This is a genomic window from Neorhizobium phenanthreniclasticum, assembly GCF_040066075.1.
In the GTDB taxonomy this organism is placed as follows: Bacteria; Pseudomonadota; Alphaproteobacteria; order Rhizobiales; family Rhizobiaceae; genus Neorhizobium; species Neorhizobium petrolearium.
In genome coordinates, this window is sequence record NZ_JBEAAL010000042.1 from 1 (window position 1) to 21,099 (window position 21,099).

The 21,099-nt window shown below is 61.0% G+C and carries 26 protein-coding genes; 15 read left to right on the forward strand and 11 right to left on the reverse strand.

From position 1 onward, the window contains the following. The 4 genes from ABK249_RS31075 to ABK249_RS31090 all read right to left on the reverse strand — a co-directional run. Positions 1-622, reverse strand: a 622-nt coding sequence (locus tag ABK249_RS31075; RefSeq protein ID WP_463139876.1) for a P-type ATPase actuator domain-containing protein, incomplete at its 3' end; no start/stop codon positions are given. 43 nt (positions 623-665) lie between these two features. Further along, positions 666-833, reverse strand: a complete 168-nt coding sequence (locus ABK249_RS31080; RefSeq protein ID WP_348864780.1) for a hypothetical protein — start codon at positions 831-833, stop codon at positions 666-668. Positions 834-879: 46 nt separating this feature from the next. Further along, complete coding sequence (gene kdpF, locus ABK249_RS31085) at positions 880-969, reverse strand: K(+)-transporting ATPase subunit F (RefSeq protein WP_081952684.1); 90 nt, start codon at positions 967-969, stop codon at positions 880-882. A gap of 218 nt (positions 970-1,187) precedes the next feature. Further along, the gene (locus ABK249_RS31090; RefSeq protein WP_348864781.1) at positions 1,188-1,829 is read right to left on the reverse strand and encodes an alpha/beta hydrolase family protein; all 642 of its coding nucleotides are present in this window, start codon (positions 1,827-1,829) and stop codon (positions 1,188-1,190) included. Between the two features lie 227 nt (positions 1,830-2,056). Here ABK249_RS31090 and ABK249_RS31095 point away from each other — a divergent pair, with 227 nt between their 5' ends. The 3 genes from ABK249_RS31095 to ABK249_RS31105 all read left to right on the forward strand — a co-directional run bounded on the left by ABK249_RS31095 (position 2,057) and on the right by ABK249_RS31105 (position 4,042). Next, positions 2,057-2,698 carry a DUF47 domain-containing protein gene (locus ABK249_RS31095; RefSeq protein ID WP_348864782.1) on the forward strand — a complete coding sequence of 214 codons (642 nt, stop codon included), beginning with the start codon at positions 2,057-2,059 and terminating at the stop codon, positions 2,696-2,698. Next, positions 2,698-3,702: an inorganic phosphate transporter gene (locus tag ABK249_RS31100; RefSeq protein WP_037146274.1), complete on the forward strand. Its 1,005-nt coding sequence runs from the start codon at positions 2,698-2,700 to the stop codon at positions 3,700-3,702. The genes ABK249_RS31095 and ABK249_RS31100 overlap by 1 nt, the downstream gene beginning before the upstream one ends. 100 nt (positions 3,703-3,802) lie before the next feature. Then, positions 3,803-4,042 (forward strand): DUF982 domain-containing protein, encoded by a 240-nt coding sequence (locus ABK249_RS31105; protein WP_037146272.1) that lies wholly within the window; start codon positions 3,803-3,805, stop codon positions 4,040-4,042. A 53-nt stretch (positions 4,043-4,095) separates the two neighbouring features. On the opposite strand, the gene ABK249_RS31110 is transcribed toward ABK249_RS31105, so the two are convergent. Next, on the reverse strand, positions 4,096-4,740 hold the full coding sequence (locus ABK249_RS31110; RefSeq protein ID WP_348864783.1) for a cupin domain-containing protein: 645 nt from the start codon (positions 4,738-4,740) through the stop codon (positions 4,096-4,098). Positions 4,741-5,079: 339 nt separating this feature from the next. On the opposite strand from ABK249_RS31110, the gene ABK249_RS31115 reads away from it, so the two are divergent. The 6 genes from ABK249_RS31115 (at position 5,080) to ABK249_RS31140 (ending at position 9,355) form a co-directional block, all read left to right on the forward strand. Continuing rightward, positions 5,080-6,117, forward strand: coding sequence for a cysteine synthase A (locus ABK249_RS31115; protein WP_348864784.1), 1,038 nt, complete (start codon positions 5,080-5,082; stop codon positions 6,115-6,117). Between the two features lie 23 nt (positions 6,118-6,140). Beyond that, positions 6,141-6,878: an alanyl-tRNA editing protein gene (locus tag ABK249_RS31120; RefSeq protein WP_348864785.1), complete on the forward strand. Its 738-nt coding sequence runs from the start codon at positions 6,141-6,143 to the stop codon at positions 6,876-6,878. 27 nt (positions 6,879-6,905) lie between these two features. Beyond that, the gene (gene sseA, locus ABK249_RS31125; RefSeq protein ID WP_227702643.1) at positions 6,906-7,772 is read left to right on the forward strand and encodes a 3-mercaptopyruvate sulfurtransferase; all 867 of its coding nucleotides are present in this window, start codon (positions 6,906-6,908) and stop codon (positions 7,770-7,772) included. 5 nt (positions 7,773-7,777) lie between these two features. Next, positions 7,778-8,347: a GNAT family N-acetyltransferase gene (locus ABK249_RS31130; RefSeq protein ID WP_348864786.1), complete on the forward strand. Its 570-nt coding sequence runs from the start codon at positions 7,778-7,780 to the stop codon at positions 8,345-8,347. 76 nt (positions 8,348-8,423) lie between these two features. Continuing rightward, positions 8,424-8,927, forward strand: coding sequence for a DUF1203 domain-containing protein (locus ABK249_RS31135; protein WP_037146259.1), 504 nt, complete (start codon positions 8,424-8,426; stop codon positions 8,925-8,927). Between the two features lie 14 nt (positions 8,928-8,941). Further along, the gene (locus ABK249_RS31140; RefSeq protein WP_348864787.1) at positions 8,942-9,355 is read left to right on the forward strand and encodes a nuclear transport factor 2 family protein; all 414 of its coding nucleotides are present in this window, start codon (positions 8,942-8,944) and stop codon (positions 9,353-9,355) included. A 99-nt stretch (positions 9,356-9,454) separates the two neighbouring features. On the opposite strand, the gene ABK249_RS31145 is transcribed toward ABK249_RS31140, so the two are convergent. Together ABK249_RS31145 and ald are read right to left on the reverse strand one after the other, a co-directional pair. Beyond that, positions 9,455-10,135 carry a PadR family transcriptional regulator gene (locus ABK249_RS31145; RefSeq protein WP_348864789.1) on the reverse strand — a complete coding sequence of 227 codons (681 nt, stop codon included), beginning with the start codon at positions 10,133-10,135 and terminating at the stop codon, positions 9,455-9,457. Between the two features lie 206 nt (positions 10,136-10,341). Next, positions 10,342-11,460 carry an alanine dehydrogenase gene (ald, locus tag ABK249_RS31150; RefSeq protein ID WP_348864790.1) on the reverse strand — a complete coding sequence of 373 codons (1,119 nt, stop codon included), beginning with the start codon at positions 11,458-11,460 and terminating at the stop codon, positions 10,342-10,344. Between the two features lie 155 nt (positions 11,461-11,615). Between ald and ABK249_RS31155 the strand changes: the two genes are divergently transcribed. From ABK249_RS31155 to ABK249_RS31170, 4 genes are all read left to right on the forward strand, one after another. After that, the gene (locus tag ABK249_RS31155) at positions 11,616-12,077 is read left to right on the forward strand and encodes an Lrp/AsnC family transcriptional regulator (RefSeq protein WP_348864791.1); all 462 of its coding nucleotides are present in this window, start codon (positions 11,616-11,618) and stop codon (positions 12,075-12,077) included. Between the two features lie 92 nt (positions 12,078-12,169). Further along, positions 12,170-12,508 carry a PilZ domain-containing protein gene (locus ABK249_RS31160; protein WP_348864792.1) on the forward strand — a complete coding sequence of 113 codons (339 nt, stop codon included), beginning with the start codon at positions 12,170-12,172 and terminating at the stop codon, positions 12,506-12,508. Positions 12,509-12,633: 125 nt separating this feature from the next. Continuing rightward, a complete protein-coding gene (locus ABK249_RS31165) occupies positions 12,634-14,622 on the forward strand; it encodes a bifunctional 2',3'-cyclic-nucleotide 2'-phosphodiesterase/3'-nucleotidase (protein ID WP_348864793.1) in 1,989 nt (662 codons plus the stop codon). Between the two features lie 88 nt (positions 14,623-14,710). Continuing rightward, positions 14,711-15,547, forward strand: a complete 837-nt coding sequence (locus ABK249_RS31170; protein WP_037146303.1) for a PhzF family phenazine biosynthesis protein — start codon at positions 14,711-14,713, stop codon at positions 15,545-15,547. A gap of 9 nt (positions 15,548-15,556) precedes the next feature. On the opposite strand, the gene ABK249_RS31175 is transcribed toward ABK249_RS31170, so the two are convergent. Both ABK249_RS31175 and ABK249_RS31180 read right to left on the reverse strand, forming a co-directional pair. Continuing rightward, entirely contained in the window at positions 15,557-16,117 is a 561-nt protein-coding gene (locus ABK249_RS31175) for a DUF2087 domain-containing protein (protein WP_348864795.1), read from the reverse strand. 196 nt (positions 16,118-16,313) lie between these two features. Continuing rightward, positions 16,314-17,282, reverse strand: coding sequence for a LysR family transcriptional regulator (locus tag ABK249_RS31180; RefSeq protein WP_348864796.1), 969 nt, complete (start codon positions 17,280-17,282; stop codon positions 16,314-16,316). A 141-nt stretch (positions 17,283-17,423) separates the two neighbouring features. Here ABK249_RS31180 and ABK249_RS31185 point away from each other — a divergent pair, with 141 nt between their 5' ends. After that, a complete protein-coding gene (locus tag ABK249_RS31185; protein ID WP_227702635.1) occupies positions 17,424-18,041 on the forward strand; it encodes an FMN-dependent NADH-azoreductase in 618 nt (205 codons plus the stop codon). Here ABK249_RS31185 and ABK249_RS31190 read toward each other — a convergent pair. Next, the gene (locus ABK249_RS31190) at positions 18,038-19,324 is read right to left on the reverse strand and encodes a GGDEF domain-containing protein (protein WP_227702634.1); all 1,287 of its coding nucleotides are present in this window, start codon (positions 19,322-19,324) and stop codon (positions 18,038-18,040) included. The genes ABK249_RS31185 and ABK249_RS31190 overlap by 4 nt on opposite strands. 294 nt (positions 19,325-19,618) lie before the next feature. Beyond that, a complete protein-coding gene (locus ABK249_RS31195) occupies positions 19,619-19,942 on the reverse strand; it encodes an HlyU family transcriptional regulator (RefSeq protein WP_227702633.1) in 324 nt (107 codons plus the stop codon). Positions 19,943-20,052: 110 nt separating this feature from the next. Here ABK249_RS31195 and ABK249_RS31200 point away from each other — a divergent pair, with 110 nt between their 5' ends. Further along, the gene (locus tag ABK249_RS31200; RefSeq protein ID WP_227702632.1) at positions 20,053-21,072 is read left to right on the forward strand and encodes a glycerophosphodiester phosphodiesterase family protein; all 1,020 of its coding nucleotides are present in this window, start codon (positions 20,053-20,055) and stop codon (positions 21,070-21,072) included. Positions 21,073-21,099 lie beyond the last annotated feature (27 nt).

A 21,099-nucleotide genomic window follows, 5' to 3' on the forward strand; every position in this document is an offset into this window, starting at 1 on the left:
AAACGACCAGCGAGATCATCCGATCCAGAAAGGTCGAGCCGGCAGCAGCGGTAATGCGCACCCTGATCCAGTCGGACAGGACCTGCGTGCCGCCGGTTACGGCGGAGCGGTCGCCGCCCGATTCCCGGATGACGGGCGCAGATTCGCCGGTAATGGCCGCCTCGTTGACCGAGGCGATGCCTTCGATCACCTCACCGTCGGAGGGAATGATGTCGCCGGCCTCGACAAGCACCACGTCGCCGATCTTGAGGCTCGTTCCCGGCACCAGCTTGAAATTCTCACGGCTGCCGTTCGCAAGCAGCTTGGCCTGCGTCTCGGTGCGCGAGCGCCGAAGCGAGTCGGCCTGTGCCTTGCCGCGGCCTTCCGCAACGGCCTCCGCGAAATTCGCGAACAGGATCGTGAACCAGAGCCAGAGGATGATCTGGAAGGAAAAACCGAGATTGCCTGCTCCCGCCGCCGCATCCTTGACGAACAGGACTGTCGTCAGCACCGAAACCGTGGCAACGACGAACATGACCGGGTTCTTGGCCAGAGAACGGGGATTGAGTTTCTTGAAGGCGTTCCCGATCGCGGGAACGAGGATGCGGGCATCCATGATGCTCGCTGATCTGTCCTGGCTCATAAGAGGCTCCAGCTTGATATTCTGATTGCGCGTTCCGCACCGCTCAAGCGGATGCGAAGAAATGGGAAAGAAGCGAGACAAGCAGCACGGCGGCCAGCAGCAGAAACGTCATGCCGAGTATGACGTCCGAGGCGCAAAGATGCGTCCCGGCCTTCGGAGTGCCGAGGTGGGGACCGACACATCTGCGCAGGATGCGGAGCCAGCCGTTCATATCCCGTACGCGCCCGACGCCACCGGCATTGCCTGCCGCCCGCCGATCAAAAGCGCTCCGGTCGAAGCAGGGCATAGATCAGATAAGCACTGACGAAGATAAGCACTGCGGCGCTGAGGCCATAATCGAACACCATTTGGGTCTTCCTCGCATTCTCGTGTTGTCGAGATTCGCCGGGGCCGGACGCGAACACGGGGCGTCCAGCCTCGAAACTGGAAGAAATATGGCTCCGAGTTGCATAAAGGTTCGAGAGGAACCCGCGAGGAGAGAAATAGGAATCCTATAGGAGTTTCACGGATGCCGGTGCGACATGCGGCGCCATGCATCTCCTCTCGGGGATGTGGGGGCTTCCGCTCAGAACGTCAGCCCGTCAGTCCAGGCACGTACCGCTTCCGCCATGGTCGCCAGGTGTTCGGCGACGGAGAAGCCGGAAATCTTCTTGCGCGGCTTCAAATCATGATCACCATCTTCCAGCCAGAGGATCTCGATCCTGTCGGAGAGCTCGTAACCCGAGACCTCTTCTCGCGTGCCGAATTCGTCACGGGTTCCCTGGCAGATCAGCGCCGGGGTGTTCAGCGCTTTAAGATGCTGCGTGCGACGCTGCTCTGGTTTGGCCGGAGGGTGAAACGGGTAACCGAGGCAGAGAAGACCGGCGATCTTCCCTTCCGCATGAAGCTCGTCGGCGATCATGCTCGCCACCCGTCCGCCCATGGATTTGCCACCGATGATCAGCGTCCCCCTGGTGTCGAGCTCGGCGACGGCAGCCCTGTATTCCGGGTTGAGGGTCTCTGCCCTGGGTGGCGGCTTGCGTTCACCCGATATACGGCGTGACGCCATATAGCCGAATTCGAAGCGCGCCACGCGAAACCCCTTCTCCGACAGCGCTTTTGCGGCAGCCGTCATCGACGCCGAATCCATCGGCGCGCCGGCGCCGTGCGCGAGAAGGATGGTGAAGCGCGCATCCCCCGGCCCCTCAATCAGAAATCGGTTCGACATCCTGCTCCCTCAATCTGCCGGCGACGAACGGCCGGCCACGGCTGCGACCGGCGCGCAAAGGCAAGTCCAGCGCAGCCTTCACCGATTCCATCGCCAAAGCAAATAATTAGCCGACTTACGAAACCGAACTTTTCTTCCACAGAAAATCCTTTCTCGCGGTTTCCAGTCTCGCCCTCCACGATTTATGACACATTTATGACAGCCAGAAATACGCAAGGAAACCTTGGATGCTCGGCCTTTTCAGAAAACTGCTTCCCCGTGAGGATGCCTTCTTCGATCTTTTCGAGCAGCATTCACGCACCGTCGTCGGCGCGGCGGAATCCCTGAACGCCCTGCTCACCGGCAACGATATCGAAGGCAACTGCGCGCGCATCGTAGCGCTGGAGGAGGAAGCCGACGACATCACCCGGGAGGTGCTGCAGGCCGTGCGCCGCAGTTTCATCACACCCTTCGATCGCGGCGACATCAAGGACCTGATCCAGTCGATGGACGATGCGATCGACATGATGCACAAGACGGTCAAGACGATCCGGCTCTTCGAGCAGACGAGTTTCGATCCGTTGATGCAGCAGATGGGCGGCGAAATCGTCAAGGCCGCACATCTGATCGCCGAAGGGGTGCCGCTGCTCAAGAGGATCGGTGCCAATGCGCCGCGGCTCGGCGCGATCGCCGAGGAAATCACCCGTGTCGAAGGCCGGTCGGACGACCTGCACGACCAGGGCCTCAGGGATCTCTTCCGTCGTCATGGGGCCGGCAATGCCATGGGCTTCATCATCGGCAGCGAAATCTACGGTGAACTCGAAAAGGTGCTCGATCGGTTCGAAGATGTCGCCAACGAGATCAGCGGCATCGTGATCGAGAATATCTGATGGATGCCGCCCTAGCCTTTCCTCTTCTTGCAGGCCTCGTCGGTGTCGCGCTTTTCTTCGACTTCCTGAACGGGCTCCATGATGCGGCCAACTCCATCGCAACCATCGTCTCCACCCGCGTGCTGAGGCCGCAATATGCGGTCTTCTGGGCGGCCTTCTTCAATTTCATCGCCTTCCTGTTCTTCGGCCTGCATGTGGCGGAAACGCTCGGCACCGGCATCATCGACCCGCAGATCGTTTCGCCGCAGGTGATATTCGCCGCGCTGATGGGCGCGATCATCTGGAACATCGTCACCTGGGCCTTCGGCATCCCGTCCAGCTCGTCGCATGCACTGATCGGCGGGCTCGTCGGCGCCGGCCTCGCCAAGGTGGGCCTCAGTTCGATCGTCTGGAGCGGGCTCACCAAGACGATTGGCGCGATCTTCATGTCGCCCGCGATCGGCTTTTTCCTGGCGCTCGTCCTGGTGCTGATCGTCTCCTGGCTCTTCGTGCGCCAGACGCCGTTTGCGGTCGACAGCACCTTCCGTATGCTGCAATTCGTTTCCGCCTCGCTCTATTCGCTCGGCCACGGCGGCAACGACGCTCAGAAGACCATGGGCATCATCGCGGTGCTTCTCTATTCGCAGGGATATCTCGGCGGCGAGTTTCATGTGCCCTTCTGGGTGGTCATCAGCTGCCAGGCTGCCATGGCGCTCGGCACGCTGTTCGGCGGCTGGCGTATCGTCCACACCATGGGATCGAAGATCACCAGGCTCAATCCGATGCAGGGCTTCTGCGCCGAAACCGGCGGCGCGTTGACGCTTTTCGGCGCGACTTGGCTCGGCATTCCGGTTTCGACGACACACACGATCACCGGCGCGATCATCGGGGTCGGCTCCGCCAGACGCCTTTCGGCCGTTCGCTGGGGCATTGCCGGCAATATCGTCTTCGCCTGGTTTGTCACGCTGCCGGCAGCGGCGCTCGTCTCCGCACTGTTCTACTGGATTGCCGGTCTTTTCCAATGAGACGGCTGCGGCGTGCTATCAGCCAAATTCTTTTCATCGGAAGGGAACCATTTGCCGTCTTCACCGTTTGACACGGTTGGTATCCTGGGAGGAGGAAAAGATGCAAACCAGCTGGCAGAAACCTGTTCGCGTCGCATTCGGCCATCTCGGCACGGAGGACGTCCATAGCCCGTTCGAGGCGCTGGCCCTCCTGACCGATCGCTGGCCGGACATGCGTGGACCGCAGTTCGTCAAGGCACGCAGCGTTTGCCGCGCGGCCCTCGACGGGCGCAGGTCGCCGGAGGAGGCGCGCCAGCAGTTCGAGCAGGCTGTAAGCGAAGCTCAGCTGCATCTGAACTGAAGACGCGAACGGTTAAACCTGGGCCGGCTCATCGCCGGCCTTTTCTTATCCGTTCAGATGCCGAGGATGTCACCCACGAGCCTCCATGGAGAACCGGAGAGCACGATCGGGGCGAACAGGACAGTAAAGCAAATGCACGGCCCCTGCTCTCCCGCAACCGGCCGGTGGTCGAGCGTTTCATCGGCGATCGAGATGTCCCCCCGCCCGAAATTGCCGCGATGATCGTGAAATTCACCCTCCAGAACCAAAGTCAATTCCAGACCCCGATGACCATGACGGGGAAGTGCCCGGCCCGGCCGTACCCACAACAGGCTCGCCTCGACTTCCCTGGACCTTTCTATGACATGCCGGCGAAATCCGGGCAGTCTGGTTTTCCATGGAATACCGGAGAGGTCGACCCCGGCATAGGCCAGCAGCGACGCGGGAAATGATGCCCCGTGGGAGGGCTTTGGTTCAAGCTCGGGCGGCAGCGGAGCGGAGGCGAAAATCTCCCGCAGCCGACGGTCGCGCGACGCCACCGCAAGCGGCTCGCTCTCGCGCAGGGTCGTGCCGGCCAGCTCCTCCAGAGTCTGGGCGAACCGTGCGGCCGGTGCCTGCATTTCCAGATATGATCCCACAAGGACATGCACCGGCTCCGGAAAGGAACCGGCAACGTAATGCGCGATCAGAAGATCCAACCTATCAAGGTTCTGCAGCATGTCCGTTGGCCAGTTTCGCGCGCGGTATTTAAACACCGCACGATAAAATCACGAATGGCACGGATCAATATTCGCTTCAACAGCATTCGGGACGGGCGTAACAGGAAGTTGATATTACTATTTCCAAGATAATAACGAGCGAGATCTCGGCGCCTGCGCCTCATTACAAAAGCTAAACCTAAAATACCTTTCCCGTTCCTACATCGTTTCGGCGACCTGCCGGTGGGAAGATGGATTTTGTCGAAGCAGGCTCCTTCCGGGAACAGAATTTCTTGCCCTGCGGTGCTTGTGCGCCGAAAAGACCGGGCTTAAATCTCCAAGGAACGACAAGGTATCGCGATGACCTATCATCCCTCCGTCCTCAGCGTGATCGGCAACACACCCCTTATCCGGCTCAAAGGCGCTTCGGAAGCGACTGGCTGTGAAATCCTCGGCAAGGCGGAGTTCCTCAATCCCGGCCAGTCGGTCAAGGACAGGGCCGCGCTCTACATCATCCGCGATGCGGAGAAGAAGGGCCAGCTCAGACCTGGCGGCGTCATCGTCGAGGGCACGGCCGGCAATACCGGTATCGGGCTGACGCTGGTCGCCAAGGCGCTCGGCTACCGCACCGTCATCGTCATTCCCGAGACGCAGAGCCAGGAGAAGAAGGACGCCTTGAAACTGCTCGGCGCCGAACTGGTCGAGGTCCCGGCCGTTCCTTACAGGAACCCGAACAATTACGTCAAAGTCTCCGGTCGGCTTGCGGAAGAACTTGCCAGGACGGAGCCAGCGGGCGCGATCTGGGCGAACCAGTTCGACAATGTCGCCAACCGCGATGCCCATGCCGAGACGACCGCTCCGGAAATCTGGAACCAGACCGAAGGCAAGGTCGACGGCTTCATCTGCGCAGTCGGGTCCGGCGGGACGCTTGCAGGTGTGGCGATGGGACTGAGGGCGAAGAACCCGAACATCAAGATCGGCCTCGCCGATCCGGACGGTGCCGCCCTCTACGAATACTACGCCCATGGTGAACTGAAATCGGAAGGCTCCTCGATCACCGAAGGCATCGGCCAGGGCCGCATCACCGCCAATCTCGAAGGTTTCACGCCGGACTTTGCCTACCGCATTCCGGATTCGGAAGCACTGCCGATCATCTTCGACCTCGTCGAGAAAGAGGGCCTCTGCCTCGGCGGCTCGACCGGCATCAACATCGCCGGTGCGATCCGGCTCGCCAGGGATCTCGGCCCTGGCCATACGATCGTGACGATCCTCTGCGACTACGGCAACCGCTACCAGTCCAAGCTCTTCAATCCCGATTTCCTGAAATCCAAGGGCCTGCCGATTCCCGCCTGGCTGACCGGCAAGCGTCACATTCCCGTTCCCTTCGAAACACCCTGACCCCCTAAAACCAAGAGACTGACATGCCCGTTGATGCTCTCTACCGCGACGACTTTTATCTTTCGACAGCCGAAGCGGAGGTGACCACCATCCACGAAGACGGCGGCATCGAGCTTAATCGCACCTGCTTCTACGCCACATCCGGTGGACAGCCGGGCGACACCGGTTTCCTGGAGCGTGCCGACGGCACGAAGATCGCGCTCGCCCAGACGAAGCATGGCGCCACCAAGGACATCATCATCCACGTGCCGCTCGAGGGCGAGCCCCAGCCACTCGTCGGCGAGAAGCTGACGCTGCATGTCGACTGGCCGCGCCGTTACCGGCTGATGCGCATGCATACCGCCTGTCATTTGCTGTCCGTCGTCTGCCCCTATCCGATCACCGGGGCGGCTGTCGGGGAAGAGGAGTCGCGGGTCGATTTCGATATGAGCGAGACGATCGACAGGCATGAGGTCACGGCGAAGCTCATGGAACTCGTCGGGCAGAACCATCCGGTTTACGTGCAGTGGATCACCGACGAGGAGTTGAGCGCCAATCCGGGCATCGTCAAATCCAAGAACGTCCGCCCGCCGATCGGTCTCGGACGCGTCAGCCTTGTCTGCATCGGCGCGGATTCCAGCGTTGACAGCCAGCCCTGCGGGGGCACACATGTCTCCGAAACGCAGGAAGTCGGCGCGATTCACATCGCCAAGATCGAGAAGAAGGGCAAGGAGAACCGGCGTTTCCGCATAAGGTTCGGTGCACCGGGCGCTGAAGCCTGATTCTTTCGATTCAAATGGAGGTATCCCATGAGCGAAACCAGCCGTTTCGTCGTTTCGTCCGAGTGGCTTCAGAATGCGCTCGGCAGTCCGGACCTGAGGGTCGTCGACGCCTCCTTCTATCTGCCCGCTCAGAATCGGGACGCGGATGCCGAATATGCCGCGGGTCATATCCCCGGCGCCGTCCGCTTCGATCATGACAAGGTCGCGGACCACTCGACGGGGCTGCCGCATATGGTGCCGGCACCCGAGGTCTTCGCCGAAGCGGTCGGGAGGATGGGCATTCGGGAGACCGACCGCATCGTCATCTACGATGGCCCCGGCATCTTCTCCGCGCCGCGCGGCTGGTGGCTGTTCCGCATCATGGGCGCAAGGAACGTCTACGTGCTCGACGGCGGGCTGGATGGCTGGAAGGCAGAAGGCCGGCCGCTTGAAACCGCTGTCCCCTCGCCTGCGCCCGTTGCCTTCATGCCGGAGTTCCGGGTCGATAAGGTGATCGATTTCCAGACCATGCTCGAGATAGTCGGCGACAGCTCGCGGCAGATCGCCGATGCGCGTTCTGCCGGCCGCTTTTCCGGCGCCGAACCCGAACCCCGCGCAGGCATGCGCTCCGGCCACATGCCCGGCGCCCGCAGCCTTCCCTCCGGCACGTTCTCGGTGAACGGCAAGCTCAGGTCGCTGCCGGAATTGAGGCAGGCCATCGAAGACGCAGGCATCGATTTCGGGCAGCCGGTGGTGACGAGCTGCGGCTCCGGCATCACCGCCGCAATCATCACGCTGGCGCTCGAATCCCTCGGCCATGAAGACAATGCGCTCTACGACGGTTCCTGGACCGAGTGGGGCAGCCGCCAGGATACGCCGGTCGTCACGGGCCCACCGTCACCCAAAGCTGCCTGATTGCCATGGCGAAGAAGTCAGCATCGCTCAAAGCTCCTCTCAACGCCCATGTCACGCAACTGGAAATGACCGCACCGCCCAAGACCAGCCTGCCGGTGCCGGTCAACATCCAGACGGCGATCATCCGCGCACCGAATATTCCACTCCACTACTACCGCTATCTCTATCGGCAGGTGGGTAAGCGCTGGCACTGGTACAAGCGGCTCCGGATGACCGACGAGGAGCTTGCCGCAGCGATCCATGATCCGCACGTTTCGGTTACTGTGCTCTACGTCGACGGCGCGCCGGCGGGCTTCTTCGAACTGCGGCAGGAGAACGAGGAGATCGTCGAACTCTCCTATTTCGGGCTGTTCGAGCGCGCAATCGGGCTTGGTATCGGCAAGTGGTTCCTGCTGCAGGCGCTCTACGCCGCCTGGCAGGACAATCCGAGGAAGGTCACCGTCACCACCAACACGCTCGACCATCCGCGCGCCCTGCAACTCTACCAGATGATGGGTTTTTCGCCCGTCTCGACCTACGAGGCGCTGGTCCAGCCGATGACGGACGCGGAATTGCTCAAAGCGCTGGACGCCTGATATCCCGGCAAGAAACGGGTGGTTTTACGCTCCGCTTGGCGGCATCTCTTGGCAACACCGATAAAGGAGTTTTGCCATGACGATCGCCTTCGTAGCCATGCCGACCAAAGATGCAGCTCATCTGTGGAACGGCGGACCCGACGCCTACGGTCACCGTCCGGAGACAAAGGTTTCGGATGGCCCCGGATATCCCTGCCGCCATTGCCTGAAAAACATAGATGCCGGCGAGGAACTGCTGGTCCTCGCCTATCGTCCGTTTCCCGAACTGCAGCCCTATGCCGAAACAGGACCGATCTTCCTGCACAAGCAGCCATGCGAGCGCTATGCGGCGGAAGAGGTCCTGCCGCCTATGCTGTCGAGTTCGGACTACATCGTGCGCGGATACGGCCATGACGACCGCATCGTCTACGGCAGCGGTGCGGTGACGTCGACGGATAAGATCGCCTCCCGTGCGGAGGAATTGCTCGCCCGCGAGGACATCGCCTATGTGCATGTCCGCTCGGCGCGCAACAATTGCTATCAGTGCCGGATCGACAAGGTCGAAGCGCCGGCATTTGCGGATACAGGAATTGCCATCTGAGCGGGAGCGGAACCATGACCAGTCTCGATGCCCGCGCCATCGTCGACCGGATGTTTGCAGTCGAAATGGCCTTCCTGACATCGAATGAAAAAGACATCCGGCAATTGGCGAGAGCTTTCGCGGATGATGTCGTTGTCCGTGAACCCGCATCGCTGCCCTACGGCGGCGACTGGCGCGGCCTTGATGGAATTGCCAGACTTTTCGACAGGATGAACGATGTCTGGAGCAATATGGACTTGAAGGAGCTGCATGTCACGGGAGCGCCGGACCGCATTCACCTCTCCTGCACGCTGACAATGGTGGCCCGTTCCACAGGCAAGAGCATTACACAGCCATTTTGCGAATTCCTCCGCTTCCAGGACGGCCGTCTTGCCGAGGGAATTCCGTTTTACTACGACACCAAGGAACTGCTCGACATCATCGCATGAAAAGAGCCGCCCGAGCGCGGCTGCTCCGGCGGCCTGTCTTCATGCTGTATTGCCGGTATGGGAAAGCGCCGGTGGTAAACCGGCGCTCCGGCAGGAGGATCACGCGTCGTTTTGGTTCCGGTCTTCAGGACCATCCAGGTCTTCCGCGATATCAAGCAGCAGCTTGACGATCTCTCCGGCCTTCTTCTCGTCCGTTTCGAGCTTGCGGGCGATCACCTCGCGCAGGTTCAGCATGGCGGCGTCGATGCTGCGGGGCAGAACAGGGCCGCCGTCGCCGCCACGGCGCTGCGACCGCTCCTGCTTTTCACGGATACGTTCGGCGAGCTGCGACAAACGATCGAGGATGGTCGAGGCAAAGCTGCGGTTCTCGTCGAGATATTTGCGTCCCTCGTCGGTGATCGCATAACGCTTCTTGTTGCCGTCGGCTTCGGCGGTCACGTAGCCCGCCTCCTCGAGATAGGTGAGCGTCGGATAGATGACGCCCGGGCTCGGCGCGTAGAAACCGTAAGTCAGGTCCTCGATGTGCTTGATGATCTCGTAGCCGTGGCGCGGTTCCTTCTCGATCAGGGCCAGCACAACAAGACGCAGATCCCCCTGCATCAGGAAACGGCCGATGCGACCGTCGCCCTCGTCACCGAAACCGCGACCGCCGCCCGGTCCCCCACGGCCGCCAAACCCGCGACCGAACCCGCCACCGCGCATGGCGAACATTTCCTCGAAGCCTCTTCGGTCGCCGCGTTCACCGCAGCCGTTCCGTCCATCAAATTTGTGTCCAAACATCGTTTTCTCCTTCAGACTATCTTTCGATATATCTAAAGATAGTCTATTGGTCGATTTCGTCAACAACTTCGATATATCGAAATTATATCTTGCTGATTTTAAAAGCAGAAAAAGCGCCAATAGAAGCCTGCCGGCGCTTTTTTTACGGGTCAGCGATCAATCAGCTCGGTGATTTACAATGTCTTAGATATATCGAAATCTACCGCTCACGCCACATTCAGCAGGCTTTCCGGCGCAAAGGCCTCGTAGCCCAGCGCTTCGGCAACCGCCCGGTTGGTTATCCTGCCCTTATGGACGTTGAGGCCGTTGCGCAGGTGCTTGTCCTCGGCAATCGCACGCAGGCCACGGTCGGCAAGTGCCAGGCCATGCTGCAGCGTCGCGTTGTTCAACGCATGGGCAGAGGTGACCGGCACGGCGCCCGGCATGTTCGCCACGCAATAGTGCACGATGCCGTCGACCTCGTAGGTCGGCTCGGAATGGGTCGTCGCATGCGAGGTCTCGAAGCAACCGCCCTGGTCGATCGCGACGTCGACCATGACCGCGCCCTGCTTCATGCCGGAGAGCATCTCGCGGCTGACCAGCTTCGGCGCGGCGGCGCCTGGAATGAGAACTGCGCCGATGACGAGATCGGCCGAGAAGACTTCCTCTTCCACCGCGTCGATGGTCGAATAGCGGGTATGGACGCGGCCGTTGAAGATATCGTCGAGTTGGCGAAGCCGCGGCAGCGAGCGGTCGATGATGGTGACATCGGCGCCGAGGCCGGTCGCCATCTTGGCCGCATGCAGGCCTACGACGCCGCCGCCAATGACCGCGACCTTGGCCGGCAGAACACCCGGCACGCCGCCGAGCAGGATGCCGCGACCGCCATTGGCTTTCTGCAGCGCGGTGGCACCCGCCTGGATCGCCAGGCGCCCGGCGACTTCCGACATCGGGGCCAAAAGCGGCAGTCCGCCGCGCTCGTCGGTCACCGTTTCATAGGCGACGGCGGTCACGCCGGATGCGATGAGGCCCTTGGTCTGTTCCGGATCGGGAGCGAGATGGAGATAGGTGTAGAGGATCTGGCCTTCACGGAGTTCAACCCATTCCGTCGGCTGGGGCTCCTTGACCTTTACGATCATGTCGGATTTTTCGAAGATCTCTTTCGCCGTGCCGACGATCCTGGCGCCGGCGGCGACATAGGCGGCATCGTCCGCGCCAATCCCGGCGCCCGCCTTGGTTTCGATCAGGACCTCGTGGCCATGGGCCACATATTCACGCACCGCGCCGGGCGTCAGGCCCACACGATATTCATGGTTTTTGATTTCCTTCGGGCACCCGACACGCATACAGCGTTCCTCTCAGTTTGGCGGCTTTCGCCGGTTGACGTTCCCAAATCCAGAAAACCAGAGAATCGGTGAAATGTCCTTGCGAAGAGGAATTGCGGAAATACCATTTTTCGCGGATTATTGCGTCTTGAAAGAGATTTTCGAAGGATATTCGAATGGGCAACCTGGATACCATCGATCTTGCGATCATGCGAACGCTTCAGGACAATGGCCGCATCTCCAATGCGGACCTGGCCCAGCGTGTCGGCCTGTCGCCTTCCGCCTGCTCGCGACGGCTCGATATCCTTGAAAAGAACGGCACGATCAGCGGCTATCACGCACGCCTTTCCAACAAGGCGCTCGACTACAAGATGATGGTGATCGTGCATATTTCGCTGTCGGGCCAGTTCGCCAAGACGCTCGCCGAATTCGAGGCGGCGGTGAAGCTCTGCCCCAACGTGCTCGTCTGCTACCTGATGTCGGGCGAATACGACTATATCCTGCGCGTCGCGGCCAAGGATCTTGAGGATTACGAGCGTATCCACCGCGACTGGCTATCGGCCCTGCCCCACGTGGTGAAGATCAATTCGAGCTTCGCGCTGCGCGAGATCATCGACCGTCCCAATGTGGGACTGTGACCGGAATCGCTCGACTTTTACGGATCACCCTAAACGCGCCTCAACCTGTCCCTGATATGGAGTTTGGCTGAGAACGGCAATTGAGGGATGTCATGCTCAGCAAGACCATCGGGATGAAGACCCGCAGCGCAGCCCGCCAGAAGACGCGCATCTATGGCACGGTCAAATATTATCATCAGCAGGCAAAGGGGCGCGTCGTCGATCTTTCCGCCACCGGCATGGCGCTCGACCTCGGCGGACCGTTTCACGCTGCCAACGGTAGCCCGGTCAAGATCGAAAGCGAAGAACTCGGCATTCTGGAAGGCACGGTGAAATGGTGCCACCGCGGCCGTCTCGGCATCCAGTTCCGGCCGAACTCGAATGCAGCGGCCCAGGTCTCCTCCTGTTTCCGCTTCTTCCACAAGGAAATCAGACCAGTCATCGCCCGGTGACATCGCAAGGTCGGCGCGTTCGCCGACCATCGGCGAACCATGCGATTTCCCCTGTCATTTTACTGATGCAAGCGCGTGCGATTGCGCTAAGCTGATCTCGCAAAAGACCCCAGAGGGAGATATCCATGTCGTTTCTAGCCGGCTTTCAACCCATGACCCGCCGTTCACTTCTCGGCGGGATCGCTGCGTCTTCGGCGCTCGTGATGCTGCACCCGTTCGCCGCCCGGGCAGCCGCCAACCAGGCGCATCTGCGCATCATGGAAACGACCGATATCCACGTTCACGTCTTCCCCTACGATTATTACGCCGACAAGCCGAACGATACGCTTGGCCTTGCCCGCACCGCCTCGATCATCGACGCGATCCGCGCCGAGGCCGGCAATTCCATGCTGATCGACAATGGCGACTTCCTGCAGGGTAATCCGATGGGCGACTACATCGCCTATGAGCGCGGGATGAAGGATGGCGACGTGCATCCGGTCGTCAAGGCGATGAACGTGCTCGGTTACGATGCCGGCACGCTCGGCAACCACGAATTCAACTATGGCCTCGACTTCATGTTCAAGGTGCTCGCCGGCTCCGGCTTCCCTTGCGTCTGCGCCAACCTGACCAAGGGCCAGCTCGCCTCAGACCCGAAGCAGGACGAGCTCTTCCTGAAGCCCTACGTGATCGTCGAGAAGCAGATCCGTGACGGCTCCGGCGCGACAAGCCCGGTCAAGGTCGGCTTCATCGGCTTCGTACCGCCGCAGATCATGGTCTGGGACGCCAAGAACCTCGAGGGCAAGGCTCAGACCCGCGACATCGTCGACGCCGCCAAGGCCTGGGTGCCTGTCATGAAGGAGGAAGGCGCCGATATCGTCATCGCGCTGTCCCACTCCGGCATCGACGGCAGCGGGTTGAGCGACCGAATGGAAAACGCCTCGCTTTATCTGGCGGGCGTCGATGGCATCGATGCGGTCTTTACCGGCCACCAGCACCTCGTATTCCCCGGCCCGAAGGATTTTGAAGGCATTACCGGCGCAGACATCAAGAAGGGCACGCTGATGGGCAAGCCGGCCGTCATGGGCGGCTTCTGGGGCTCGCATATGGGCCTCATCGACCTGCTGCTGGAAAAGGACGGCAAGAGCTGGAAGATCGTCGACTTCACCACGGAGGCCCGGCCGATCTATCATCGCGACGAGAATCGCAAGATCGTCGCGGACGTGAAGGACAAGGCGGAGGTCACCGCTGCCGTCAAGGACGAGCACGAGGCGACGCTCGCCTATGTCCGCCGCCCGGTCGGCAAGACATCCGCGCCGCTCTATTCCTATTTCGCGCTGGTCGCCGACGATCCGTCGGTGCAGATCGTCTCGAACGCCCAGACCTGGTACATCAAGGACATGCTGAAGGAAGGCCCGTACAAGGACTATCCCGTCCTCTCCGCGGCGGCTCCCTTCAAGGCCGGCGGCCGTGGCGGCGCGGAATATTTCACCGACGTACCGGCAGGCGATATCGCCATCAAGAACGTCGCCGACCTCTATCTTTATCCGAACACAGTGCAGGCCGTGCTGATCACCGGCGAGCAGGTGAAGAACTGGCTGGAAATGTCGGCCGGCATGTTCAACCAGGTCGAGGCCGGCGCCAAGGACGCGGCGCTGCTCAACAGCGCCTTCCCGTCCTACAATTATGACGTCATCGACGGCGTCACCTACCAGATCGACCTGTCGCAGCCGGCCCGCTTCGACAAGGACGGCAAGCTGATCAATCCGGATGCCCACCGCATCGTCGATTTGCAGTTCGACGGCAAGCCAATCGATCCGGCTCAGAAGTTCGTGGTCGCCACCAACAACTACCGCGCCGGCGGCGGCGGCAAGTTCCCGGAAATCGCCGGCGACAAGGTGATTTTCGTGGCGCCTGACACCAACCGCGACGTTGTCGTCCGCTATATCGTCGAACAGGGCACGATCAACCCCTCGGCAGACGCCAACTGGTCGTTCAAGCCGCTGCCGGGAACGACGGCGATCTTCGAGACCGGCCCCAAAGCCCGTCAGTTCGCCGGCGAGATCAAGGGCGCCAAGATCGAGGATGCCGGCGACGGCGAGAACGGTTTTGCGAAGTTCCGGCTGGTGCTGTAACGCCGATCGAAGATGTTGGAATGCCACGGCAGCCCTCGAGCTGCCGTCCCCCTTTGAAGGAAATCCGATTCCATAGGTCCAGATGGCGATGCCCACGTTTCCCTTCCTGCAGGTCGACGTATTTTCCAGCGAGCCGATGCGAGGCAATCCGCTCGCAGTGGTCGTCGGCGCGGATGTGCTGACGGACGAGCAGATGCAGGCTTTCGCCAACTGGACCAACCTCAGCGAGACCACCTTCCTGCTGAAACCGACCGATCCCAGGGCGCATTACCGCGCACGGATATTCACTCCGAAGCAGGAGCTGCCTTTTGCCGGTCATCCGACGCTCGGCAGTTGCCATGTTTGGTTGTCTCAGACCGGCCAGCCTCCGGATGGCGACATCATCCAGGAATGCGGCGCCGGACTGGTGCATATCCGTCGCAACGGCAGACAGCTTGCTTTCGCCGCACCTCCCCTGCAGCGCAGCGGCCCGGTCGATCCGGCGCTGGTCGATCGCATCGCTCGCGGCCTCGGCATGCCGATAGCGGGGATAAAGGATGCCAACTGGCTGGATAACGGGCCGGACTGGATCGGCATTCTCCTGTCGTCCCGCGCGGACGTGCTTGCCATCCGGCCAGATTATAGCGCGCTCGCCGGATTTCGCGTCGGCGTGATCGGTCGCTTCGATCCCGGGACGGACGGAGACGATGCGGAATTCGAAGTACGTGCGTTCAGCAATCGGGGCACTGAGGATCCGGTTACCGGCAGCTTGAACGCCGGCTTCGCCCAATGGCTGATCGGCAGCGGCATCGCCCCTGAAAGCTATGTCGCCGCCCAGGGAACGGCTCTCGGCCGGGCGGGTCGGGTCCAAGTACAACGGGATGGTGATGACATCTGGATCGGTGGAGATGTCGTCACCTGCATCCGGGGTACGGTCGACCTCTAAAGGCGCTTATCAGGCCGCTTCCGCCTTTCCGCTGTCGACCCGTTGCAGGAGCAGCTTCAGCTCCGGTACCGGCTTCTTTTCGATGCGGCGATAATCGCTGCCGTCCCGCTTGCGCGTCACGAGGCCGAGGTCGAAAAGGTCGCGGCGCAGAAGTGCCGCGTCGCCGAAGAGGTGCAGCGTGTTCAGGAACTCGCTGATCTCGCGCTCCGTAAACGTGCGGCCACGCGGGATTTTCGACCACAGGAACCACAGGCACAACTCCTGCTGCGAGCGCTTGCCCGGCCAGCGGACGATCCGGCCCTGCGCGTCGAAAACGCGGATGGTTTTCAAGACGCGCGCCTCGTCGGGCCCCGGTTCCGGCGCCGCGGCAATATTCCAGCTGTCAAGCACGTCCGAGGTCTTCGAAACGGAACGGAAATGCTGGTAGTTGCGGAAGCCCGCGGCACGGCTCAGGAGATTGAGCGTCTCCACATGGCTCGGCTTGTGGCCGAGCCTGTCGATCTGTTCACGGACGGACTTGGCGAAAGCCGAAAGGTCGGCGATCTCCATGGGAAAGATGGATCTGGACATAACCTATCCTCAAATGCGCCGTTCCATCTGGATTGTCGTTGGTCGCCGTCTTGTCGACTTCGGCACGGGATAAGTGCTGATCATCTTGACTGTAGCAGGTTTAGCTTCCCTCTCGGGACGGCGACGCCTCGGTGAACTGCAGACCGTGGCGCCGTTATAGCAGAGGCCGGGATAGGGTCAACTCGGTCGCGTGCAGTCATTCGGCGGCAGCCGGCATGCCGTGCGGAGCTTCGAGTCCCAACATCTCCTGGAACTCCCCATGGGTGGGGCAAGCGGAGAGCCGTCGCTGAAACGCCTCGATCAGCCATTGACCGGCCGGCCCCGGCGGATTGGATGTCCTTCGTATGGCATAAAGCGGATATTCACCCTGCTCGTATGCGTCGAGCTTCAGTGCGACCAGCTTGCGCTCCATGATGTCGCGGCCGGCGACGGAAGCCGGCAAACCGCCCCAGCCCAGCCCGCCCTTGATCAGCTGGTACTTGGTGGCGATGTCGCTCACCCGCCAGGTCTTGTAGGAGAGCACGTTGAAGTCGCGCCCCTTGGTGATGCCGGATTGATCGGTCACGACCATCTGGACCTCTTCCCGCACATCGGCAAGGGTCAGCGGCCGATCAAGCCTGGTGAGGGGATGATCGGGCGCGGCGACGGGGATCATGAAGGAATAGCCGATCTTTTCGGCAATGAGGGTATCATCCTGCTTCAAGAGCGCGCCCCCCAAGCCGATATCGGCGCGACCGTTGATCACCATATCCATCACCATGCCGAGTTCGCCGACATTGAGGTTCAGCGCCACACTCGGAAAATTTTCGCGAAATTTCCGCAGTTCCGTCACAAGAGCCTCGGTGGGCACCATGACGCTGATTGCCAGTGAAATCTCGGCTTCGAGCCCTTGCTTGATGCTTTTCGCGCGGGCGCGCATCACCTGCAGGTCGGCGACGATCCGGCGCGCATCGGTGAGCATCGCCTTGCCCGCTTCCGTCAGCTTCGGCTGGCGCGCGCCGCTGCGCTCGAACAGCGTCATCTCAAGCTGGGCTTCGAGATTGCCGATCGTATAGCTCACCACCGACTGCGCCCGATTCAGAGCCCGCGAGGCAGCCGAGAAACTGCCCGTTTCGGCGACCGCCAGAAACACCTGCAACTGGTCTAGGGTTGGATTTGCATCCATAGGTCGTCATCCATTTTATAGATAGATAGCTTCGATATTATCTCAGTTTAATCGATGGCAGTCCATCCCTATCTTCCAGCACGAAGCAGACGGGACCTCCCACCCGTCGCGAACTCAAATCTCCAGATAAGGAAGAAACACATGTCCTCCATTCTTCTTGTCACGTCGAGCCCGCGTGGCGATGAATCGCTGTCCAGCAAGGTCGCCCAGGATCTCGCAAACGAGCTGAGCGCACGCGACAACGGGACCTCGATCGTCCATCGCGATCTCGGCGCCAACCCGATCCCACATCTCGACAGCGTGACGACGTCCGCCATCCGCAAGGCTCCCGCCGACCGCACGCCGGAAGAAGCCGCAGCAGCCGACTATTCCGACAAGCTGGTGGCGGAACTGATGGCCGCGGATACGGTGGTCATCGGAACGGGTCTCATCAACTTCAACATCTACTCCACGCTGAAGAGCTGGATCGACAACGTTGCCCGTGCCGGCCAGACTTTCCGTTACACGGAAAACGGCCCGATCGGCCTTGCCACCGGCAAGAAGGTCTATGTCGTGCTGGCATCCGGCGGCGTCTATTCCGAAGGTCCCGCAAGCGGAATGAACCATGCCGTGCCCTATCTCACCACGGTGCTCGGCTTCATGGGCATGACGGATGTGGAAGTCATCTATGTCGAAGGCCTTGCCTTCGGCCCGGAAGCCGCCGAGAAGGCCATCGCCGCTGCCCAGCAGCGCAACCGGCAGCTTGCTCTCGCGGCCTAAGCCCCCGCCCCTGCCTCTGACGAAGCGAGCCTGCCAAAACGGCCGTGGACATTGTCCCGGCCGTCTTTCTTTGCCCGATAGAGGCGTTCGTCCGCGCATCCGAGGAGCGCATCCTGTACGTGGCCATCTTCCGGCGCGGTGGCGACGCCAATCGAGACAGTCACACACTGGCCGTCCGGCCGCATGACGGAGCGGCAAATCTCGATCCGCAGACGGTCAGCAAATGCCAGTGCGTCTTCGTGATCCATACCAGGCAGGATCAGCACGAATTCCTCGCCGCCGAATCGGGAAAGATGGTCGCTGGGTCTCGAACTTATCCGGAGCCGGGCAACGACGTCTTTCAGGATCTCGTCGCCCTTCAGATGGCCGAAGCGGTCGTTGACTTCCTTGAAACGGTCGACGTCGATCATCACAAGGCTCAGCTCTCCTCCCCGATCAAGACAGCTCCGGATCATCTTTGGCACTTCCGCATCCAGGCGGCTGCGGTTGAAGACTCCGGTCAATCCATCGACGCCGCTTTGGGCAAGAAGAGCCTGATAGCGTTCGCGAAAGGTGAGAGCGTGGAAGATGTCGGTGATCTCGCGGGCCGATCTTGCAAACCGTGGTATCTGTTCGATCTTCAGATAGGCCGCAAAGAGGAGCGAATAGAGCGCGACCGCCAGGAGCTTCGCCCACCAGCCGCCCAGGAATACCGAAGGCGGCGCGTCGAAGAGAAGATTGAGCGCCGCATAGAAGCCGACCTGGTCGAAGGTCAACAGAGCGGCACCACTTAACGCGAACCGCAGCACCACGTGGTTGCGGAAGAATCGCCCGAGCCGCTCGTAAAGCAGAATGATGCCGATCGCGTCGATATAGAGCAGCGCGGTTCCCCAGACCATCAGCCAACCCATCTCGTCCAGGAAGCCCATGTCCGCGCTGCGGCCGCCCGGCAGCGCAACGACCTCGTGAAACTGCAGGAGCTGGGCGATGCCGACCGTCAGCAGATTACCGAGGAAAAGCCCGTAGATCGGCTGGCGGACGGTCGCCGCATCCTCCTTCAGGTAAAGCAGCAGGATCATCATCAGCTTGCCGGCGAAGAAGACCGAAGAGCCGGGAGAGACGGTGCCGAGGGGAAGCTCGATGTAGAAGACCGCAGCGAGATAGGTCTCCATGAAATGCATGACGCCCAGTGCTGCCAGAAAGACACCAAGGCCAAGCTGCCGCCGGAAATGCAGGAAGGTCGTCATGACGGTAAAATAGATGACGGCTTCCAGCAGAAACAGTCCGAGGTTGAACCATTGCATCGATCTGCTTTCAGCTTTGCAGAGGGCCCAAGCCTCTGTAACAGCTTCCTTTTTGGAAGCTCGAATCTATGGAATTATGGCGTTTATACGCCATGTTGCAATAACGGCCGAACCGGTTCAGCCTCGAAAGCGGGATTATCTTTGATCTAGGGTAATTTCTTCGGGATGTTGCGGAGCTGGATGGCGATCGCCCGACCGATATCGCGCGCATGGAAAGGGCATATCAACAGATTGTCCAAACTATCGCCGATCGTTTAATTTTGAGTGATTGCCGCAATTGCCTGAGACGCCGGGTCAGGCGGAGCGCGACTTTTCTCCGTCGGCAAACAGCGATGAACCGTTCTGATCGATGATCTGCTGCGCCTTCTTGATCGTGTATTCCACGGCATCGTCCATCGAAGTGAAGACGTCGGCACGGACGAACTCCCGCACCAGCACATCGCCGTTCACTTCCTTCTCGATACGGCCTGCCAACCGGAACTGCGAGCCCTCTCGAAGAGGTGCCGGATAGATCAGGCAGCCGCCATGCTCGACCGGCTCCACGGAATTGCCGGCCGGATCGGCGGATTTGCTGCCGCCGGAGAAGATCGAAAGGATACTGGACAGAAACGAAACCATGGCGGCTGCCTAGCATATTCCGCAACCGCCCGGAAGCGGTTATCTCGGAAAAGTCGCAATCGAGCCGGACCAAGATTCCTGTCCCAAATCCGATTCGGAGTGAGCCCCGCATGAGATGGAAAATAGCCGCCACGGTGCCGATCGCGATCGCCGCTGCGCTCTGGCTCGGCAATACGTCGCTGTTTTCGCAATTTCCCGAAGGTAAGCCGCTCCGGATCATCGCCCATCGCGGCCAGCACCAGCTCTTCGATGCGACCAATGTCCGCAACGACACGTGTACGGCAAGCCTCATGCTGCCGCCGACACATGACTTTCTGGAAAATACCGTCGCCGGCATGAAGGCCGCCTTCGACGCCGGTGCCGACGTGGTGGAACTCGACGTGCACCTCACGCCCGACAAGCAGTTCGCGGTCTTCCACGACTGGACGCTCGACTGCCGCACCGACGGCAAGGGCGTCACCGAACAGACACCGATGGCCGTCCTGAAGACGCTCGACATCGGCTACGGATATACCTCCGATGGCGGCAGGACCTTTCCCTTCCGCGGCAAGGGGGCCGGCCTGATGCCCGCATTGCCGGAGGTTTTCGAGGCGCTGCCGGAGGGCCGTTTCCTCATCAACTTCAAGAGCCGCCGCAAGGAGGAAGGTGAAGCACTCGCCGCCCTCCTCGATACGGAGCCCGCCTTCCGGCAGGCGACCTTCGGGGTCTATGGCGGCAACGAGCCGACCGAGACCAGCATGGCGCTCGTGACCGGTCTGCACGGCTATTCCGGCCGCTCGGCAAAATCCTGCCTCGTCAATTACCTGGCGCTTGGCTGGAGCGGCCACGTGCCGGAAGCCTGCCGCAATGGCCTGGTGCCGGTGCCGGTCAATCTCGCCTTCCTGATGTGGGGCTGGCCGGAGCGTTTCTACAACCGCATGCAGGCCGCCGGCTCGGACGTCATCCTGATCGGACCGTTCGAGGCCGGCGATTCCGGCAGTTCCGGCATCGACGACCGGGAGGCCTGGAACGGGGTGCCGGACGGCTTTCCCGGCCTCGTCTGGACGAACGTCATCGAGAAGACGCGCCCCGAGGTCGATCGACGCGGCTTCTGCGCCCTGCCCGCCAAACCGGTCATCTGCGCGAAATAGACTTTTCGCCGTCATGGAGCCTGCCTA

Bases quoted from the DNA above. Each gene is read 5' to 3' on its own strand.
- ABK249_RS31080 (WP_348864780.1), bottom strand. From the start codon at position 833: ATGAACGGCTGGCTCCGCATCCTGCGCAGATGTGTCGGTCCCCACCTC.
- kdpF (WP_081952684.1), bottom strand. From the start codon at position 969: ATGGTGTTCGATTATGGCCTCAGCGCCGCAGTGCTTATCTTCGTCAGT.
- ABK249_RS31090 (WP_348864781.1), bottom strand. From the start codon at position 1,829: ATGTCGAACCGATTTCTGATTGAGGGGCCGGGGGATGCGCGCTTCACC.
- ABK249_RS31095 (WP_348864782.1), top strand. From the start codon at position 2,057: ATGCTCGGCCTTTTCAGAAAACTGCTTCCCCGTGAGGATGCCTTCTTC.
- ABK249_RS31100 (WP_037146274.1), top strand. From the start codon at position 2,698: ATGGATGCCGCCCTAGCCTTTCCTCTTCTTGCAGGCCTCGTCGGTGTC.
- ABK249_RS31105 (WP_037146272.1), top strand. From the start codon at position 3,803: ATGCAAACCAGCTGGCAGAAACCTGTTCGCGTCGCATTCGGCCATCTC.
- ABK249_RS31110 (WP_348864783.1), bottom strand. From the start codon at position 4,740: ATGCTGCAGAACCTTGATAGGTTGGATCTTCTGATCGCGCATTACGTT.
- ABK249_RS31115 (WP_348864784.1), top strand. From the start codon at position 5,080: ATGACCTATCATCCCTCCGTCCTCAGCGTGATCGGCAACACACCCCTT.
- ABK249_RS31120 (WP_348864785.1), top strand. From the start codon at position 6,141: ATGCCCGTTGATGCTCTCTACCGCGACGACTTTTATCTTTCGACAGCC.
- sseA (WP_227702643.1), top strand. From the start codon at position 6,906: ATGAGCGAAACCAGCCGTTTCGTCGTTTCGTCCGAGTGGCTTCAGAAT.
- ABK249_RS31130 (WP_348864786.1), top strand. From the start codon at position 7,778: ATGGCGAAGAAGTCAGCATCGCTCAAAGCTCCTCTCAACGCCCATGTC.
- ABK249_RS31135 (WP_037146259.1), top strand. From the start codon at position 8,424: ATGACGATCGCCTTCGTAGCCATGCCGACCAAAGATGCAGCTCATCTG.
- ABK249_RS31140 (WP_348864787.1), top strand. From the start codon at position 8,942: ATGACCAGTCTCGATGCCCGCGCCATCGTCGACCGGATGTTTGCAGTC.
- ABK249_RS31145 (WP_348864789.1), bottom strand. From the start codon at position 10,135: ATGTTTGGACACAAATTTGATGGACGGAACGGCTGCGGTGAACGCGGC.
- ald (WP_348864790.1), bottom strand. From the start codon at position 11,460: ATGCGTGTCGGGTGCCCGAAGGAAATCAAAAACCATGAATATCGTGTG.
- ABK249_RS31155 (WP_348864791.1), top strand. From the start codon at position 11,616: ATGGGCAACCTGGATACCATCGATCTTGCGATCATGCGAACGCTTCAG.
- ABK249_RS31160 (WP_348864792.1), top strand. From the start codon at position 12,170: ATGCTCAGCAAGACCATCGGGATGAAGACCCGCAGCGCAGCCCGCCAG.
- ABK249_RS31165 (WP_348864793.1), top strand. From the start codon at position 12,634: ATGTCGTTTCTAGCCGGCTTTCAACCCATGACCCGCCGTTCACTTCTC.
- ABK249_RS31170 (WP_037146303.1), top strand. From the start codon at position 14,711: ATGCCCACGTTTCCCTTCCTGCAGGTCGACGTATTTTCCAGCGAGCCG.
- ABK249_RS31175 (WP_348864795.1), bottom strand. From the start codon at position 16,117: ATGTCCAGATCCATCTTTCCCATGGAGATCGCCGACCTTTCGGCTTTC.
- ABK249_RS31180 (WP_348864796.1), bottom strand. From the start codon at position 17,282: ATGGATGCAAATCCAACCCTAGACCAGTTGCAGGTGTTTCTGGCGGTC.
- ABK249_RS31185 (WP_227702635.1), top strand. From the start codon at position 17,424: ATGTCCTCCATTCTTCTTGTCACGTCGAGCCCGCGTGGCGATGAATCG.
- ABK249_RS31190 (WP_227702634.1), bottom strand. From the start codon at position 19,324: ATGCAATGGTTCAACCTCGGACTGTTTCTGCTGGAAGCCGTCATCTAT.
- ABK249_RS31195 (WP_227702633.1), bottom strand. From the start codon at position 19,942: ATGGTTTCGTTTCTGTCCAGTATCCTTTCGATCTTCTCCGGCGGCAGC.
- ABK249_RS31200 (WP_227702632.1), top strand. From the start codon at position 20,053: ATGAGATGGAAAATAGCCGCCACGGTGCCGATCGCGATCGCCGCTGCG.